Raw genomic sequence first — 18,029 nt, 5'->3', positions numbered from 1 at the left:
GGCAACACCGCGGTGGCCGACGTGGATCTAGGCGATCGCGGTAGGTCATCATCGCGGCAACACCTCATAAATTCATCGCGGCATGAATAAGCAGATAATTCATCGCGGAGTGAATATCACACACTCCGGTGCATCCACAACCCCTCCTCGCCCCAAAACCACCACCACTAAGCACCGCTCGTACCACGCCGCCCGGCGCGATGCCCCTATCGCCCCTGAGCCAGTCAATTCTTACACTGCCCTTGGCACTCGCGGCTAGATACCACACAATTCGTAGGGACAGCATAATTGCAGAGCCAGCGCACTGCAGCATGAATGGCGAAGTGCCGAACACGTTGACTCCCCCGCGGTAGGGTTGTTTCTCGCATCGCGATGCTGGCCAATGTGGCGTGACCAGGGAGTGCAATGATCGGCGTTATCAGGCGCATCTGGATACCGACCGTGATGATCATCGTTGTCGCGGTTGGGGCCGCCGTCGTTGTGCGACTGCACGGAGCATTCGGCTCGCCTCGGAATCGGCCGGGCTCCAGCAATGCCGATTCGATTGTTGCATTTAATCCGAAACGCGTCCTGTACGAAGTCACCGGCCCGCCAGGATCGTTGGCCACCATCAACTACCTGGACGCCGAGGCCCAACCACACGAAGTCACCAATGCGGCGATACCGTGGTCGCTTACCGTCGTGACCACACTTTCAGCCGTCATCGCAAATGTGGTGGCGCGAAGCGACAGTACATCTTTGGGTTGTCGCATCACCGTCAATGGCGTGGTCCGCGCCGAACGGGAAGTTGAGTCATACAACGCTCATACAAGCTGCCTGGTGAAATCGGCATGAGTTCCTTGAATTCAACCGGGTACGTACTTGGCGCCGCCCGGTGGGTGCGGAGATTGTCGCTGCCGATCGTCTTGTTCTGGGTGGGACTCGCCGTCCTCGTGAATGTCATCGCACCGCAACTGCAAGCGGTCGTCAAGGCGCATTCGGTGGCGCTGGGGCCACACGACGCTCCGTCGCTACTCGCAATGAAGCGCATCGGCAAGAACTTTCAGCAATTCGAGTCCGACACCATAGCGATGGTGGTGTTGGAAGGGCAGCACGAATTGGGCGAGGACGCGCACCGCTACTACGACAGGCTCGTAGGCAAGCTGGCACAAGACAAGATTCATGTCGAACATATCGATAACTTCTGGGGCGATACGCTCACCGCGGCCAGCTCGCAGAGCGCCGACGGCAAAGCCGCCTACGTCCAGCTCTATCTCGCCGGGGATCAGGGCGGCTCGCAAGCCAACGAGTCGGTCACCGCTGTGCAACGCATCATCGGCGACATGCCGCCGCCGCCCGGTATCGAGGCATATCTAACCGGCCCGGGCCCGCTAGGCGCCGATCGCGTCATCTACGGCGACCGAAGCCTGCAAGTGATTACCGGTATCAGCATCGCGGTGATCGCACTGATGTTGGCAATTACCTACCGCTCACTTTGGACGGTTCTTTTCACCCTACTGACGGTCGGGATTGAACTCATCACGGTCCGGGGCGTCATCGCGGTGCTTGCCACCAACGGACTGATGGACCTGTCGACGTTTACCGTCAATGTCCTGGTGGCACTGGCGATAGCCGCATCAACGGACTACATCATCTTTCTGGTCGGACGCTACCAGGAGGCGGTAGCTGCTGGCCAGGACCGAGAACTGGCCTACCACACCATGTTTCGCGGCACTGGTCACGTAGTCCTGGCCTCGGGTCTGACCGTCGCCGGCGCGATGTACTGCCTGAGTTTCACCCGGCTTCCCTACTTTCAAACCCTCGCACTGCCGTGCTCGATAGGTCTGTTCGTGGTAGTCCTGGCCTCGCTGACCTTCGCGCCCGCCGTGATCGTGCTCACCAGCCGCTTCGATGCGTTCGACCCCAAGCGCGCGACCACCACCCGCCGCTGGCGACGCATCGGCACCATCGTGGTCCGCTGGCCCGGCCCGGTGCTGGTGGCCACCCTGCTGATATCGCTGATCGGGCTGCTCGCCTTGCCCAAGTACGAGACCAATTACGACGAGCGCCATTACATCCCCGCCGACGCACCCTCCAACATCGGATACCGAGCGTCGGACCGGCATTTTCCACCAGCCCGCATGGAGCCAGAGCTTCTGATGGTCGAGGCGGACCACGACCTGCGCAACCCCACAGACATGCTGATCCTGGACAGAATCGCCAGAGGCATCTTCCACACCCCCGGCATCGCCCGAGTACAGGGCATCACCAGGCCGTTAGGTTCCCCCATCGAGCACAGTTCGATCCCGTTCCAGCTCAACATGCAAAGCGCGGTGACACTCGAGAACCTCAGCGACCTCAAAGAACGCGTCACCGATCTGTCCACGCTAACCGATCAGATTCAACGCATGATCGACATCACCCAGCGTCAGGAATACCTAACCCGACAGCTCACCGAGGCAAACCACGACATCACCGCTCATACCCGGCAGATGGAGCAGAACACCAACGAGTTCCGTGACCAACTCGCGGACTTCGACGACACGTGGCGGCCGATTCGAAACTATCTGCACTGGGAACGCCATTGCTTCGATATCCCGATCTGCGCGTCACTGCGGTCCCTGTTCGACGCCATCGACGGTGTCGACAAGCTCAGCGAGGACGTCGGCGGTATGGCTCGTGCCACGGATCGAATCGACATGATCCAGCCACAGCTGCTCGCGCAACTACCCCAGTTGATCGCCACGATGCAGACCGTCAAAACGCTTGCCCAAACCCTGGCCAGCACCTTCTCGGCGCTGGTCACTCAAATGGAGGACATGACCCGCAACTCGACCCAGATGGGCCAGGCACTGGACGGGTCAAAAAACGACGACTCCTTCTACCTGCCACCGGAAGCCTTCCAGAACCCAGACTTTCAGCGCGGACTGACGCTGTTCCTGTCCCCCGACGGCGCCTCGGCCAGATTCGTCATCACCCACATGGGTGATCCCGCTACCGCCGAAGGCATCTCACATATCGACAAGATCATGCTGGCCGCCGACGAGGCCGTGAAGGGAACGCCGCTGCAGGCGGCTCACATCTACCTGGCCGGCACCGCGGCGACATTCAAGGACATCCACGAGGGCACCACGTATGACCTGATGATCGTGGTCGTTGCCGCGCTCTGCCTGATCTTCATCATCATGCTGGGCATCACCCGAAGCCCGGTCGCCTCCGCGGTCATCGTCGGCACAGTCGCCCTCTCGCTGGGCTCAGCGTTTGGGCTGTCCGTGCTCATCTGGCAACACATCCTGCATATGCCCTTGCACTGGCTCGTGCTACCGATGGCCATCATCGTCATGCTGGCCGTCGGTTCGGATTACAACCTGCTATTGGTCGCCCGGTTTCGGGAGGAAATCGGTGCCGGCCTCAAAACCGGCATGATTCGATCGATGGCCAGCACCGGGCGCGTCGTCACCACCGCCGGCCTGGTGTTCGCTTTCACCATGGGCTCGATGCTGTTCAGCGATCTGCGCGTGGTGGGCCAGATCGGCACCACGATCATGATCGGGCTGCTGTTTGACACCCTCGTCGTGCGGTCGTTCATGATGCCCGCCGTCGCAACGCTATTGGGCCGCTGGTTCTGGTGGCCACGCCCACTAGCTTGGCAAACCCGCAAGCCCCAGATGGTCTCGCAGCGTCTGACCGGTGTAGGCAGTGCGAAAGGCGCCGCGCTCCTGCAGTAGCGGCACCACCCGGTCGACGAATTCATCCAGACCGTGCGGTGTCAGATGTGGCACCAGGATGAACCCGTCACAGGCATCGGCCTGAACGTAGCGGTCGATCTCGTCGGCGATGTGCGAGGGGGTACCGACGAACTGCTGACGGCTGGTCACCGCGATGACCAGCTCACGGATCGAGAGGTTCTCGGCCTGGGAGCGCTCGCGGTACCGGCGGGCGACGGCGACCGGATCGGCATGGCGGACCCGCCCCTGACTGATGGCGGCATCGGCGATCGGGTCTATGTCGGGTAGTGGACCGTCCGGATCATGATCTGAGAGATCACGACCCCACACCTGCTCGAGCATCGCGATCGCGGTCGCGCCACTGACCTGCTGGTAATTGATCTGGCGGGCTTTTTCCCCCGCCTGGTCCGGGGTATCGCCGATGACAAAGGTTGCCGCCGGAAAAACCTTGAGCTGGTCGGGATCTCGCCCGTAGGACCGCGCCCGCCCTTTGACGTCGGCGTAGTAGCGTTGGCCGTCCTGCAATGACGAGTGCAGGGTGAACATGGCATCGGCATGCCTGGCGCCGAAAGCACGCCCCTGCTCGGAATCGCCGGCTTGCAACAACACCGGGTGCCCCTGCGGTCCCGCCGGCAGGGTGGCGAATCCACGCACCTCGAACTGCGGGCCCGAGTGTTCAACGCTGCGTATCCGCTCCGGATCAACGTAGTCGCCGTTCTCGATGTCGGCCAGCACCGCGCCGGGCGCCCAGCTGTCCCAGAACTTTCGGGCTACGGTCAAGAACTCCTCGGCCCGCTGGTAGCGGTCAGCATGATCGAGATAGCCGCCGCGCCGGAAGTTAGCTCCGGTGAATGCGTCCGACGAGGTGACGATGTTCCAGCCGGCGCGCCCCTCGGACAAGTGATCCAGCGTCGCGAATTGCCTTGCCACTTCGAATGGTTCGTTGAAGGTGGTGTTGATCGTACCGGTCAGACCGATCCGGTCGGTGACCCCCGCCAGAGCTGCTAGCAGGGTAAGAGTATCGGGGCGTCCCACCACATCCAGGTCGTGGATTCGGCCACGGTGCTCACGCAGCCGCAGGCCCTCGGCCAAAAAGAAGAAGTCGAACAACCCGCGTTCGGCGGTACGGGCAAGGTGCACAAACGATTCGAACTCGATCTGGCTGCCCGCGCCGGGATCGGCCCACACGGTGGTGTTATTGACGCCCGGGAAGTGGGCGGCCAGGTGAACCGGTTTGCGGATCATGACCACAGCCCCCAACGCCGTGCAATCAGCTCATGGGAACGAAGGCGGTCTTGGTGCCCGTGCGTTACCGAGGTCACGACGAGTTCGTCCGCGCCGGCGACCCGCTGTAAGGCCAGCATCCGCTCGGCAACCTCGTCCGGGTTACCGACGAATTGCGTCGCCAGTCGATCGGACACCACCGCAAGCTGGTCATCGGTCAGCGCGGCGCAGTCGTCGGGATCCGGGTAGGGGGCGGCGCCGCCACCAGCCCGAATCGAATACACCCAGTGGCCGTAGCTGGATGCCAACCGCCGCGCGGTCGCCGAGTCTTGGGCAACAACGATGTCGGCCGACACGACGACGTATGGGCGCTGCAGCGCCGCCGACGGAACAAACGCATCGCGATAGGTCTCGATGGCTTCCAGCGCGGTGGCCGGGGTGAGGTGATAGCTGGCCACGAAGGGCAGCCCCAGCGCGCCGGCGACCTGGGCGCTTCGCCCCTTGCTGCTGCCGAAGATCCACGGAGTAAGTGCCGCATTCTCACCCGGCACCGCATGTACGTCAAAACCCTCCGCCCGGTAGGTGCCGGCCAGCAGCGCGAGGATGTCGCCGACCTGCTCAGCGAAGTCGGGCGCGACGGCCTCGGGTTGCTGCAGGATCGCCATGGTGGCTTGGACCCGGCCGCCCGATATCAACGTGCGCAGGTCGAACGGCGGCGGGATCACCACGCCATCGATTTCCCGCCACTCCCGAGCAGGTTGTGGGGCACGGGATTTGGCTGGGTCCCTCGGCTTCACACCGCGTCGCTGCGCCGATCGGCCGACGCCCAGGTCGATCCGTCCGGGATGGAAAGCATCAAGCATGCCGAAGCTCTCGACGACCGCGGCCGCAGTGGTGTGGCTGAGTTGAACGGCCGCCGATCCCACCCGGATTCGATTGGTGGCCGCGGCGATTTGTCCGATCAGTACGGCCGGTGACGCACTGGCGACAGCCACAAAGTGGTGCTCGGCGACCCAAAAGCGGCGATAGCCCCACCGCTCGGCGTGCTGAGCCAGCTCGATGGTGTTGCGCAGCGCGGTCGCGGCAGTGCTGCCGGAGCTGATCGGCGACAGATCCAGGATGGACAGCGGGATCATCGGCTCACCGCCGCATAGCGGTTGGGCGCCGGGGGCAGGCCAAGTCGCTCGCGCAGTGTTTCGCCGTCCCGATAGCCGGTGCGGAAGCACCCCGCGCGCTGCAACAGCGGCACCACCTCGTCGACAATGCCGGCCAGGTCGGTGGCGTTGACGGCGGGCCGCAATCGGGCTCCGTCGATGCCGAGGCGTTGCCAATCCAGCAGCATCTCGACCAACTCGGTGGGGCTGCCCGCCCAGACCAGCGCATCAGATCTGAAGTCGGCGCCATCATGCAACGAAACCACCACGTCAGCAAACACTTTCAGCGCCGCACCGGTTGCCCGCACTTCGCCGAGGATGCTGCGCAGCGAGTCTTCGTCGGTGGGCGTGATGAACACGACGTCGGCGCTGGCCGCGGCAAATTCATAGATGGGCCCCGCATGCGCCAGGGCAGCCACCACCGGCTGGCCTTGCGGCGGGCGCGGGGTTATCGAGGGGCCCTTGACCGAGAAGTATGTTCCGACGAAATCGATGTAGTGCACCTTGTCCCGGTCGATGTATCGGCCGGTGGTCACATCGCGGATGACCGCGTCATCCTCCCAGCTGTCCCAGAGCTTGCGCACCACTTCGACAAAGTCGCGGGCCTCGCCGAAAGCCTCGGCGGATGACTCGCCGCGGCGCACAATACGACGGCCGAACAGGGCCGCTTCGTGCGTCGTTGCGCTGACCCGAGCCTGCCAGCCCGCCCGGCCGTGCGAGACATAGTCAACAGTGGCAATGGCTTTGGAGATATGGAAGGGCTCGGTATGGGTTACCGTGGCCACCGGAATCAGCCCGATGTGCCGCGTCAGCGGGGCAATGCGGGCGGCCACCAGCACCGCGTCGGCGCGCCCCGCCAGCCGCTTGGGGTCGATCCGCTCGCGGCGGCCCGGCTGCGGCATCAAGGTGTCGTCGATGGTGAGGAAGTCGAGCAGCCCGCGTTCGGCTGTGATCGCCAGATCGGCCCAGTAGTCACCGCTAAGCACCGACCGGGTCTGTGCGTCGGCGGCCAAAGTCGTTTGCCATGCCTGCGGGTGCCACCCGTACCCGTCCAGCGCCACGCCCAGATGCAGCGGACGCGTCATGGCAGCGCCTTGCCGAACGCGATGGGCAGAACCGGGCCCTCCGAAGGCAGCGGTGCAGGCAGCCGGGTGTATCCGCAAGCCCGGTAAAGCTCTTCGGCCTCCGGCTGACGATTGCCGGTCACCAGATAGACCTTCCGATAGCCGCGATCGGCGATCTCGCCCTCCAACCTGGCCAGCAATGCTCGAGCGTGTCCGCGGCGGCGATGTTCGCGGTGCGTCCAGATGCGCTTGAGTTCGGCCGTGTCAGGGTCATGTCGGCAAAATGCTCCGCCGGTGACCGGGCGCCCATCCTGCAGCCCGATCAGCATGCCGCCATCGGGCGGGGCGAACTCGAGCGCCGCGCCGTGCTGCAGCCAGGCCAGCACCGCGGGCGGCTCGACACCGTATCGCTGCGCGTATTCGGCGGCCAGTTCCGTCAGCAACGGCCGAGCCAGCGGATCCCCCAGGGCCACCGGGACAAATCGCAGCTCGACGGCTCCGTTTGGCTGGGTGGCTTCGGGCATCGGTTATCGCTCCAACGCTTTCACTCGCCGCTAGTCCAGGAGCCGAGTGGGGGTGCGATCAGGTCCATGGGTGGGCGCACCGCCCTGGCGGTAGCGCCGAAGATCGCGGTGATCCCGGCACCGGAGGCCGCACCCCGCTCCTCGCCCGTCCGCACCATCAGGCTCGGCTTCGTCAGGCATCCGGGCGGTGTCGCAGCCTGAGCCCGACGACCGCCCGCCAGCCGAGCAACAGCACCGCGGTGACCGACGATGCCACTATGACGAAGCTGGTAGCCACACCCGCCGAACTGGCCTTGCGCAACACCATCCCGACGGTGACGGTGGATACCCACACGATCACCCCGGTTGGAGCCACGCTGGTAGGTCGGCGCCAGCCGCGCGCCACCAGCCAACCCAGGATGGTCCCGGTGAGAAACGGCCAAGCCGTGCTGGCAACGCCTCCGATGGTGACGCCTTCGGCATGACTGCGGCGACCGACGGCACAAAAAACCAGTACCCCGACGATGTCGGCGGCCAGCCAACCCAGCCAGGAGAGCCCGCGGCGTGGTTGCATGCAGCGAGACTACCGGGCCCAGGCAGGATTGAGTCATGAGCACCGAGACACCGCCCACCTTCGACCCGCACGACCCGCTCGGACTGGATGCTTCGCTATCCGACGACGAGATCGCGGTTCGCGACACCGTAAGAAAGTTCTGCGCCGAGCACATCACTGCCCATGTCGCCGAATGGTTCGAGAACGGGGACTTGCCCGCCGCGCGCGACCTGGCCAAGCAGCTAGGCGGACTGGGCCTGCTCGGAATGCATCTGCAGGGCTACGGCTGCGGCGGCGCGTCGGCCGTCCACTACGGCTTGGCGTGCCTGGAATTGGAAGCCGCCGATTCCGGGATCCGGTCGCTGGTATCGGTGCAGGGATCGCTGGCAATGTTCGCGATCGCACACTTCGGCTCCGAGGAGCACAAGCAGCGGTGGTTGCCGCCCATGGCCGCCGGTGAGCTGATCGGCTGCTTCGGCTTGACCGAACCCGACGTCGGTTCCGACCCGGCCGCGATGAAGACCCGGGCGCGCCGCGATGGTTCGGATTGGGTGCTCAACGGCCGCAAGATGTGGATCACCAACGGCTCGATCGCCGACGTGGCGATCGTGTGGGCCGCCACCGAGGAGGGAATCCGCGGCTTCGTCGTGCCCACCGAAACGGCCGGCTTCGCCGCCAACACCATCCACCACAAACTGTCCCTGCGGGCATCGATCACCAGCGAGTTGGTCCTCGACGATGTGCGGTTGCCGGCCGAGGCGATGTTGCCCGGCGCGACCGGCGTCAGGGGACCGTTGACCTGCTTGTCGGAAGCTCGCTACGGAATCGTCTGGGGAGCGATGGGCGCGGCGCGTTCGGCCTGGCAATGCGCGTTGGACTACGCCAAAGAACGCACCCAATTCGGCCGTCCCATCGCCGGGTTTCAATTGACCCAGGCCAAGCTGGTCGACATGGCGGTCGAACTGCACAAGGGGCAGCTCCTAGCGCTACAGCTCGGCCGCCTCAAAGACAGTGTCGGCCTGCGGCCCGAGCAAGTCAGCTTCGGCAAGCTCAACAACACCCGGGAGGCGATCAAGATCTGCCGGACCGCCCGAACCATACTGGGCGGCAACGGAATTTCGCTCGAATACCCGGTAATTCGGCACATGGTCAACCTGGAATCGGTATTGACCTACGAGGGCACACCCGAGATGCATCAGCTGGTGCTAGGGCAGGCTTTCACCGGTCTGGCCGCCTTCCGCTGAGCCGGTCCGCGATGACCTCCCGGCCCGAGTACACACCCGAGCATCACCAGTTCCGGCAATTGGTCCGCGATTTCGTCCACCGCATCGTCGTCCCGGCCCACGAAACCGGGGAACGCCGGGGGCAGTGGGATCGGGCACTGTTCACCGAAGCCGCGAGGCTGGGGCTGCTGGGGTTCTCGGTTCCGGAACGGTTCGGCGGACCGGGAGTGAACGACTTCCGCTACAACGCGATCGTCATCGACGAACTGCAGCGAGCCGGCGCCGCATCCGAAGCCATCGCCTTCACCCTGCAAAACGATGTCGTGCTGCCCTATCTCACCGACCTGACCACACTCGAACAGCAACAACGCTGGCTACCCGCCGTGGTGACCGGTGACATCGTGCTCGGCATCGCGATGACCGAACCCGGCGCCGGCAGCGACCTGGCCGGCATCCACACGACAGCGGTACGAGACGGTTCGCACTACGTTGTCAACGGCGCCAAGACATTCATCTCCAACGGTCAAAGCGGCGACCTGTTCGTCATCGCGGTGCGCACCTCACCGGAACGCCACCAGGGGCTCTCGCTGCTGGTGGTGGACGCAACCACACCGGGCTTTCACCGCGGCCGCAGTCTGGAGAAGATCGGCCTGCACGCCCAGGACACCAGCGAACTCAGTTTTGCCGATATGCGGGTTCCCGTGGAGAACCTGTTGCAGAACGAGGGCATGGGGTTCTACCAGCTCATGCGGAACCTGCCGCAGGAGCGACTGGCCTTGGCAGTGGGCGCGGTCGCCGCCGCCGAAGGCATCTTGGCCGAGACTCTGGACTACGTGCGGCAGCGCAAAGCCTTCGGTTCGCCGATCGCCAGCTTTCAGCACAGCCAGTTCCTGCTGGCCGAACTAGCCACTGAGATCGACATCGCCCGAACCTATCTCGATGACTGCCTGGCCGAACACCTCGCCGGCGAGCTGACCGCCGCCCGCGCGGCACGGCTGAAATGGTGGACCACCGAACTTCAGGTGCGTACCGCAGACCGCTGTCTACAACTGCATGGCGGCTACGGCTATATGCGGGAATACCGGGTGTCGCAAGCATTTGTCGATGCCCGCATCCAGACCATCTACGGCGGCACCAACGAAATCATGAAGACCATCATCGCCAAGGACTTGGGTATCTGAATTACCCCGAAATCGGTGTGGTCGGGTGGGTTGCGGTAGAACAAAGCACATGCTAATTCTGCGGCGAGTTGCTGGTGTGGTGTTCGGCGTCTGTCTTTTGGCAGGGTGCGCGGCGCTGCACCCACCGCAACAATCCTCCGCACCGACCGGACCGGACGGCAAGGGCACCAAGGCAGATGCGGTGATGAAGGTCGTCCGTGACTTCATGGGGCCAGCTCACCTGCGGTCGGTGATCGTTCGAGTCAGCGTGGACGGCAAGGAGATCGTCACCGAGGCCGTGGGCGATTCGATGACCGGTGTACCGGCCAGCACCGACATGCACTTCCGCAATGGCGCGGTCGCCATTTCCTACGTGGCGACGCTGTTGCTCAAGCTGGTCGACGAACACAAACTGAGCCTCGACGACAAACTGTCGAAGTGGTTGCCCGATTTTCCGCACGCCGACCGGGTCACTTTGGGCCAACTCGCCCAGATGACGTCGGGGTATCCGGACTACGTCCTGGGTAACGACGAATTCGGCGACGCGCTTTACGCCGACCCGTTCCGGCAGTGGACACCCCAGGAGCTCCTTGCACAGATATCCTCGCGGCCGTTGCTCTACGAACCCGGCACGAACTGGAATTATGCGCACACCAACTACGTGCTGTTGGGGCTGGCACTGGAGAAGGCCACCGGCCAAGACATGGCGACACTGCTGAAACAGAAGGTGCTTGCGCCACTGGGGCTGACTGCCACCGCCAACTCCGAAACACCCAGCATCCCCGACCCGCCCCTGCACGCGTTCAGCGCGGAGCGTCGCGCGTTCTTGAAAATCCCGACGGATACCCCGTTTTCCGAGGAGTCGACGTTCTGGAATCCGTCTTGGACCATCACCCACGGAGCCATCCAAACCACCAATATTTTCGACATGGAGGCCACGGCGGTAGGCATCGGATCAGGCAAGCTGCTCTCGGCGGACTCCTACCAGAAGATGGTGTCCACTGCGCTGCGTGGCAAGACCCGCGCCCAGCCCGACTGCCCCACCTGTTTCGAGCAAAGCGAGGGTTACACCTACGGCCTGGGGATCGTCATCTCCGGCCACTGGTTGCTGCAGAACCCCTTGTTCTCCGGGTACGCGGCCGCCGAAGCGTACCTGCCATCGCAACGAGTCGCGATCGCCGTCGCCCTCACCTACACCCCCGAGGCCTTCGACGACGAGGGCAACTACCCCAACCAAGCGGATATCTTGTTTCGCAAGATCGCCGCGGCACTAGTCCCCGATGACGCCCCACCGATGCCGCCAGGGAGATAGCCAATGAAAGTTGCCGCACCTCGGATCAGATGCCTTGCCACCGTCGCCACCTGCGTCCTGTCGCTAGCCACGTTGGCGGTGCCGGCCACAGCGGCGGCCGATCCGACCGTGACGCTGCCGCCGATGACTTCAACCGGCAGCGGACCGATCATCGGCGGCGGCAGCACATCGCTTGGGCAGCTGATCTCGCAGCAACTGATCAGCTTCGACAAACCTGACATCCAGGAGGTCGACGGCTCCGATGCCGCGCAATTCGTTGCGGCCGCGGCCGGGGTGGACGACCGTGAACTTGCCTCCGTTTTCCTGCTGCTGCAACGGGCGTTGGGATGCCAGCCGGACCCAGCAGGATCTGGTACCGGATTCGGGGCCCGCGCCTACCGTCGCAGCGACGGGCAGTGGGGTGGAGCGATGCTGGTCATCGCCAAGAGCACCGTCACCGACGTCGATGCCCTCAGGGCCTGCATCAAGTCCGGTTGGCGCCGGGCCACCGCGGGCGGACCGGATTCGATGTGCAACAGCGGTTGGACCTATCCCCCCTTCACCGGCCGCCGCGGCGGCGAAGGCTACTTCGTCTTGCTGGCCGGAACGGCCTCGGACTTCTGCAGCGTGCCCAACGCCAAATACCGAACGACGGCCAGCTCCTGGCCGATGTGACGCCGAACTGAGGGGATCGGCCACCGCCGGGCGGTCCGGTACCCCATACCCGTACTAGGAATTTGGCGGCTACGACGCCCGCCCGCCACACTCATCGCGGCAGGTGGCGCGAGGGCACACGCTCAGACCGGCGCTCGACAGCCGGTGCCGAGGCCAGGAGAACCTGCCCGCGCGGTTCTTGAGACATTCGGCTATAAAAATTGACATCGGCGTATCACATTAGACATTCTCGTTTCGAGATTTTCGATATGCCTTCAATGTCAAATCATTTGACTAATAGTATGAATTCTCTATTCGTGATGTCAGCGAAAACATTCATTGAAATACTGCTGCCCAAGTCAGCGAAACACGGAGGGCACTGTCAAATGTTGAATGCATTATCGCCAGACGCGCAACAGGAATCGGGTGCCGCCTGCGCCATCCCCTCCAGCGGCGGAGCCCAACCCCAGTCCAGCACGGAGTCGGGCGGGCCCGCGAGTCACGACTACACCGACGCCATGACCCGTGACTTCTACGACCACGAGGACTCGACCTACCGCGGATTCTGGGATCCAGACGGCAGCCTGCATTGGGGTGTCTTCGAGGACGACGACACCGGGTTCATCGCCGGCTGCCAGCACTGGAACGAACAGATGCTGCGCGCCGCACGCATCGGGCCGCAGTCGCGAGTACTCGACCTTGGCTGCGGCAATGGGACCGTCTCCGCATGGCTGGCGCGACAAACGGGTGCACAGGTCACGGGAATCGACCTGAGCGCCGTGCGGATCGCCAACGCGCAACGGCTGGCGGCGGACAATCCGCAGTTGCAGCTCGAATTCATGGCCAGCTCGGCGTCGGCGCTGCCATTCGCCGACGGCACGTTCACCCACGTCTTCAGCCAGGCCGTCCTCTATCACGTGCACGACCGCGAGCGGGCGCTTGCCGAGGTCGCGCGGGTACTGCAACCCCAGGGCCTGTTCGTGTTCGACGATCTGGTGACACCGCAGCGCCCGGTGAGCGCGCTCGCCCGCGAGGTGGTCTACGACCGGCTGCTATTCGAGCCAACGTTCTCGGCCGACGACTACCGCAAGGCCCTCGCCCGGCACGGCTTCGTCGTCTACGAGACCCGCGACCTGAGCCCACACCTGGCGCAAAGCTACAAACTGCTGGCGGATCTGGCCGAGCCATCGTGTCCACGGCTGGCCACGGCCTACCGACAGATCCCGGAAGTCATCCAGGACGCGGAGGTCGGCTGGAGCTTCTTCCTCGGCAAGAAAGTCGTCGACCGGCTGGAGTGGATCTACAACAGCGATCCTGACCTCAGCCTCGAACAGAAATATGACGCCTGGGCCGAAAGCTACGACTCCGACCTGCGCGGTAACTATCAGGCGAATCCCCGTCGGGCGGCGGCGTTGTTGGCGGCGCACCTGCCCGAGCGCAGCGGACCCGTGCTCGATGCGGGTGCGGGCACCGGGTTGGTGGGCGAGGAACTGCACAAGCTCGGCTATGACAACCTGACCGCGCTGGATCGCTCACTCGGCATGCTTTCCCACGCGCGCGCCAAAAATGTCTACTGCCACGTGGTTCACGGCGCGCTGGCGGCAGCGCCGACCCTGTTTCCGGATCAACGTTTCGCGGCGATCGTCGCTGTTGGCGTCTTCACGTTCGCCCACGCCGGGCCGGAGGACCTCGCGGCACTGGACCGGGTCCTCGAGCCCGGCGGCTGGCTGGTCATCGCGGTGCGCGCCGACTACCTCGACCAACATCGCACGCTAGAAGAAACGCTCGCCAAACTCGGCTACCGGATCGAGGCACGCGACGAATACGAGATCTTTGACGCCGAGCCAATGGTCGCGCTCGGCTGCCGCAAGCCCATCGACGACGACGGCGCATCGCGATGAGCCGGATCAGACTGTTGCGCGCCAAGCTCCATCAGGTGCGGGTGACGCACCGCGAACGCGACTACGTCGGCAGTATCGCCGTCGACGTCGACCTGATGGAACAAGTCGGGATGCTGCCGTTGGAGGAAGTCGAAGTCGTCAACCTCGAGAACGGCAATCGGTGGTCGACCTACCTCATCCCGGCCGACCGTGGATCTTCGCGGATCTGCCCGAACGGGGGCGGGGCGCTGCTGTGCGAGCCGGGCGACCGGTTGATCATCTTCAGCTACGCAACCGTGCGCAGCGGCGCGCTACGTCGCCGCCCGCACGTCGCGCGGGTATTGCTCAGCGACGCCGATAACCGCGTTGAGAGCTTGTTCGAACAAGTCCTCGAGCAGGACGACGACCGTCTTCGATACAGCGTGCGCGGCTGTTATGGGGACATCCCGGCCCAGCCCGATCTGCTACTGCGCGCCGAAACACAGCTGCTCGACGGGCCGCACTGATGGACAGCGACGTGGTCCTCGAGGTCTCCCCGCTCGGATCGGTTCGCTTGGACTTCGATGGGCGATCAACCGAACTGAGCCCGTGGTGGCTGCGAAGCCAATGCCCCTGCCGGCATTGCCGAACCGAAAGCGGACAGCGCACCACGGCAGCGGCGGCGCAGGACACCCGGCTGGCCGAGCTGCGGCGTGGTCGAGGCCGGGTAGTCGAGGTCCTGTTCCGGGACGGACACCGCAGCACCTTTGCCGAAGAGGAGCTGATACGGCACGCGAACTGGCGCGAGCAACCACTGCCGTTCGGATTCGCCAGCAGATCCGCGCTTGGGCTCGAGCGGCGGCGCTGGGAACCCGACCCCGATGCGGCCACCATCGGTGACTGGCTCGGCGCCCTGGCGGACAACCGGGTTCTGGTGCTCGAGGGAGCCCCTACCCGGGTCGGAGTGGTAGGCCCGACGGCGGCCCGGATCGCGCCCGTCATGCCGACCATCTATGGCGACACCTGGCTGGTGCGGGTCGAAGACAGGCCGGTCAACATCGCCTATACCGCCTGCGCGCTGCCATTTCACCAGGACTTGTGCGGCTACGAGACGCCCCCCGGCCTGCAGCTGCTGCACTGCATCGAGTTCGACGCCGCGGTAACCGGCGGGCAGACCTGGTTCTGCGACGGACTGGCCGCCGCCGAGCGGGTGCGGGTCCAAGCACCCGACGACTTCGAGACGCTGTGTCAGGTATGGGCGACGTTTGCGACCGTGAATCGCCAACAGCACATGGTGGTCCGAAAGCCCCACCTGGTGGTCGACGATCGCGCCAATCTGGTCGGCATCAACTGGGCGCCCCCGTTCGAGGGGGCGTTCGCCGGCGACCCGGCCGACGAGGAGCGCTACCGCCGCGCCTACCAGGCCTTCACCAGCGCCGTCGAGGACGGACCACGGCTGGCACTGCGGCTGCAGCCGGGCGAGATCGTGGTGTTCCAGAACCGTCGCACGCTGCACGCACGCCAGGCATACACCCAGCCGACCGCATCGGCCCGACGCGTGCTGGAGGGCTGCTACCTGTCGGCGGACGACGTCGCAAACCGATCTCGGATGCTGGCGCGGACCCGTCCGGCACCGGTGGGGACGGGGCCGACGACATGACCTACCTGGGTCTACGCATGGAACTACTGCGTCGGCTGCTCACCTGGCAGGGCTGGATGGACGCTCCGTCATCGCGGCGCACCAAAGCATGGGGGGCGGCGGTGCGCGCCCTGAGTCCGAACCAAAGCGGGCCAGGCGCACTCGACCGGTTCGAGCAGGTACTTCCGCGGCTGCCACTTCCGTCGATCGAGGAGACGCTGCAGACGTTCATCGCCTCGGTGGACCCACTGCTGGACGCCACCGGACGGGCCGAAGTGCGCGCCGCCGCGGACCAATTTCGCGGCAGTGACACCGCCGCATACCTGCAGGCCCGCCTCGAGACACGGCGAGCCCTGCACGAAAACTGGCTGGCGGAGTACTGGGAGCACTACGCCTACCTCATCGACCGCCGCTCGCTGCTCTACAGCACCGGCTACACGGTCGACTCCCCGACGATGGCTCGCCTCGGCGTCTCCCAGCTACAGCAGGCCGCCATGACAACGGTGGCCTTACTCGACATTCGCCGCCGCCTCGCTGCGGGGCAGGTCGCGCCCCAGCGAATTCAGGGCGTGGTGCCGCTGTGCATGAAACAGCTCCGCAACTGCTATTCGACCGTTCGACTGCCCGGCATCGACGTCGACACCATCGAGCGCTTCGACGACCAACGCGCCATCGTGGTGCTGGTCAACGGACACTTCTTCGAGGTCGAGGTGATCTTTGACGAGGGCCGACGCGACATCTCCTACCCGCAGCTGTTGGCGGCCCTAGAAGAGATCCAGCAGGTGGCCACCGCGCTGCCGCCCGGTCCACCGATTCCCGCCCTGACTCTGGAACAACGCGATGTCTGGTCCCGGGTGCGGGCGGGGCTGATCCGGGACGGCGGGGTCAACGCCGACAGTCTCGACCGCATCGAGCGGGCTCTGCTGGTCGTCATCCTCGATGACGCCGAGCCCGAGGGGCTGACCGAGCTGGGGCGCACGTCGCTGTGCGGTACCGGCGCCAACCGCTGGCTGGACAAGTCGATGAACCTTGTTGTGTTCGCCAATGGGCGAACCGGCGGCATCATGGAGCACAGCAGAGGCGACGGCGAAGCGATGATGCTGCTGTGGGAGGAACGGCTGCTCTATGAGCGCCGCTTTGCCTCCGCGTTCGACCAGAAGCCGACGCCACCGCCATCGCCCCCGCGCCGCCTGGTGTTCGAGGTGACCCCCACCCTGGACCGGGCCATCAGCGCTGCCGTCGCCAATGCCCGCATCCTGATCGACGACGTCGACGTCTACGCCGATGATCTCGGCGCCGCCGGGGCCGCGGCGATCAAGGCGGCGCGCTGCTCCCCCGATGCCTTCATACAGCTGGCGCTGCAGCTCGCTTATGGCCGCCTGCATCCCGACCGGGGACCGTGCCTTACCTATGAGACGGCCACCACGCGGCTGTTCGCGGCGGGACGAACGGAATGCTTGCGCTCGGCAACCGCCCAAAGTCGGGCCTTCGTGCTGGCGATGATGGACCCCACCTGCACCGGGGCCCGCCGCGCCCGCCTGCTCCGGGCCGCCGCCAGCGCCCACCGCGCCAATCGGCTGCAGGCGATGCGGGGACGAGGCTGCGATCGCCACCTCCTCGGACTTTTCATCGAAGCACTGCGCGAGGGCAAGGATGTTGCGCTGTTCGGCACGGACGCGTGGAGCCTGCCGTTCGAGCTCGCGACGTCACAATCACCCGTGCGCCAGACGGCCGCCTGGCGCCCGGAGAGCTCTTCGCGCGGGGTCGGGTTCCTGCCCATAACGCAAACGGGCTACGGCGTCTCATACGCCTTTGTCGGCGACGACGACGTGTACCTGTTCGTGAGTGCGTCCAACGGCTGCGACCAGACCTCCGCTCAGCGGTTCTGCGACGCCGTCGGGGCAGCCATGCGTGACATGCTGCGCGTCTTGAGCGGCCACGCCGAGCTGGCGACCCCCCCGGCGCCCGCACCGGAATTACAGCTGCAGTGACCGACGC

General features: G+C 64.9%; 16 protein-coding genes. 10 read left to right on the top strand and 6 right to left on the bottom strand.

Annotation, left to right across the window (positions count from 1 at the left end; genetic code table 11):
- The first annotated feature begins 405 nt into the window (after nt 1–405).
- Nucleotides 406–834, top strand: coding sequence for an MmpS family transport accessory protein (locus tag CCUG20998_RS03285; RefSeq protein WP_012392656.1), 429 nt, complete (start codon nt 406–408; stop codon nt 832–834).
- Nucleotides 831–3,707 carry an MMPL/RND family transporter gene (locus CCUG20998_RS03280; protein ID WP_020731682.1) on the top strand — a complete coding sequence of 959 codons (2,877 nt, stop codon included), beginning with the start codon at nt 831–833 and terminating at the stop codon, nt 3,705–3,707. The genes CCUG20998_RS03285 and CCUG20998_RS03280 overlap by 4 nt, the downstream gene beginning before the upstream one ends.
- On the opposite strand, the gene CCUG20998_RS03275 is transcribed toward CCUG20998_RS03280, so the two are convergent.
- The 6 genes from CCUG20998_RS03275 to CCUG20998_RS03255 are packed head-to-tail and all read right to left on the bottom strand — an operon-like array spanning nt 3,621 to nt 8,226.
- On the bottom strand, nt 3,621–4,952 hold the full coding sequence (locus CCUG20998_RS03275; RefSeq protein WP_036457204.1) for an NtaA/DmoA family FMN-dependent monooxygenase: 1,332 nt from the start codon (nt 4,950–4,952) through the stop codon (nt 3,621–3,623). The two genes, CCUG20998_RS03280 and CCUG20998_RS03275, sit on opposite strands and share 87 nt — an antisense overlap.
- Complete coding sequence (locus CCUG20998_RS03270) at nt 4,949–6,067, bottom strand: LLM class flavin-dependent oxidoreductase (protein WP_020731681.1); 1,119 nt, start codon at nt 6,065–6,067, stop codon at nt 4,949–4,951. The genes CCUG20998_RS03275 and CCUG20998_RS03270 overlap by 4 nt, the downstream gene beginning before the upstream one ends.
- Nucleotides 6,064–7,170 carry an LLM class flavin-dependent oxidoreductase gene (locus tag CCUG20998_RS03265; protein WP_020731680.1) on the bottom strand — a complete coding sequence of 369 codons (1,107 nt, stop codon included), beginning with the start codon at nt 7,168–7,170 and terminating at the stop codon, nt 6,064–6,066. Before CCUG20998_RS03265 ends, CCUG20998_RS03270 begins: the two co-directional genes overlap by 4 nt.
- The gene (locus CCUG20998_RS03260; protein ID WP_020731679.1) at nt 7,167–7,673 is read right to left on the bottom strand and encodes a GNAT family N-acetyltransferase; all 507 of its coding nucleotides are present in this window, start codon (nt 7,671–7,673) and stop codon (nt 7,167–7,169) included. Before CCUG20998_RS03260 ends, CCUG20998_RS03265 begins: the two co-directional genes overlap by 4 nt.
- A 20-nt stretch (nt 7,674–7,693) precedes the next feature.
- Nucleotides 7,694–7,831 carry a hypothetical protein gene (locus tag CCUG20998_RS27765; protein ID WP_164498318.1) on the bottom strand — a complete coding sequence of 46 codons (138 nt, stop codon included), beginning with the start codon at nt 7,829–7,831 and terminating at the stop codon, nt 7,694–7,696.
- A 14-nt stretch (nt 7,832–7,845) separates the two neighbouring features.
- Nucleotides 7,846–8,226: a DUF3054 domain-containing protein gene (locus CCUG20998_RS03255; protein ID WP_011740726.1), complete on the bottom strand. Its 381-nt coding sequence runs from the start codon at nt 8,224–8,226 to the stop codon at nt 7,846–7,848.
- 35 nt (nt 8,227–8,261) lie between these two features.
- Between CCUG20998_RS03255 and CCUG20998_RS03250 the strand changes: the two genes are divergently transcribed.
- The 8 genes from CCUG20998_RS03250 to CCUG20998_RS03215 all read left to right on the top strand — a co-directional run bounded on the left by CCUG20998_RS03250 (nt 8,262) and on the right by CCUG20998_RS03215 (nt 18,022).
- Nucleotides 8,262–9,449, top strand: a complete 1,188-nt coding sequence (locus tag CCUG20998_RS03250) for an acyl-CoA dehydrogenase family protein (protein WP_011740727.1) — start codon at nt 8,262–8,264, stop codon at nt 9,447–9,449.
- Between the two features lie 11 nt (nt 9,450–9,460).
- Nucleotides 9,461–10,609 (top strand): acyl-CoA dehydrogenase family protein, encoded by a 1,149-nt coding sequence (locus tag CCUG20998_RS03245; protein WP_020731677.1) that lies wholly within the window; start codon nt 9,461–9,463, stop codon nt 10,607–10,609.
- A gap of 49 nt (nt 10,610–10,658) precedes the next feature.
- Nucleotides 10,659–11,900: a serine hydrolase domain-containing protein gene (locus CCUG20998_RS03240; protein WP_020731676.1), complete on the top strand. Its 1,242-nt coding sequence runs from the start codon at nt 10,659–10,661 to the stop codon at nt 11,898–11,900.
- 3 nt (nt 11,901–11,903) lie between these two features.
- Entirely contained in the window at nt 11,904–12,554 is a 651-nt protein-coding gene (locus CCUG20998_RS03235) for a hypothetical protein (protein WP_020731675.1), read from the top strand.
- A 365-nt stretch (nt 12,555–12,919) separates the two neighbouring features.
- Nucleotides 12,920–14,434 carry a methyltransferase domain-containing protein gene (locus tag CCUG20998_RS03230; RefSeq protein WP_020731674.1) on the top strand — a complete coding sequence of 505 codons (1,515 nt, stop codon included), beginning with the start codon at nt 12,920–12,922 and terminating at the stop codon, nt 14,432–14,434.
- Entirely contained in the window at nt 14,431–14,919 is a 489-nt protein-coding gene (locus CCUG20998_RS03225) for an aspartate 1-decarboxylase (protein WP_012392647.1), read from the top strand. Before CCUG20998_RS03230 ends, CCUG20998_RS03225 begins: the two co-directional genes overlap by 4 nt.
- Nucleotides 14,919–16,052 (top strand): TauD/TfdA family dioxygenase, encoded by a 1,134-nt coding sequence (locus tag CCUG20998_RS03220; protein WP_103653976.1) that lies wholly within the window; start codon nt 14,919–14,921, stop codon nt 16,050–16,052. The genes CCUG20998_RS03225 and CCUG20998_RS03220 overlap by 1 nt, the downstream gene beginning before the upstream one ends.
- Nucleotides 16,049–18,022: a choline/carnitine O-acyltransferase gene (locus CCUG20998_RS03215; RefSeq protein ID WP_103653977.1), complete on the top strand. Its 1,974-nt coding sequence runs from the start codon at nt 16,049–16,051 to the stop codon at nt 18,020–18,022. Before CCUG20998_RS03220 ends, CCUG20998_RS03215 begins: the two co-directional genes overlap by 4 nt.
- Nucleotides 18,023–18,029 lie beyond the last annotated feature (7 nt).

Source organism: Mycobacterium marinum, assembly GCF_003391395.1.
In the GTDB taxonomy this organism is placed as follows: Bacteria; Actinomycetota; Actinomycetes; order Mycobacteriales; family Mycobacteriaceae; genus Mycobacterium; species Mycobacterium marinum.
Note: the sequence above shows the minus strand (reverse complement) of the source record. Positions and strands in the feature narration are given on the sequence as shown.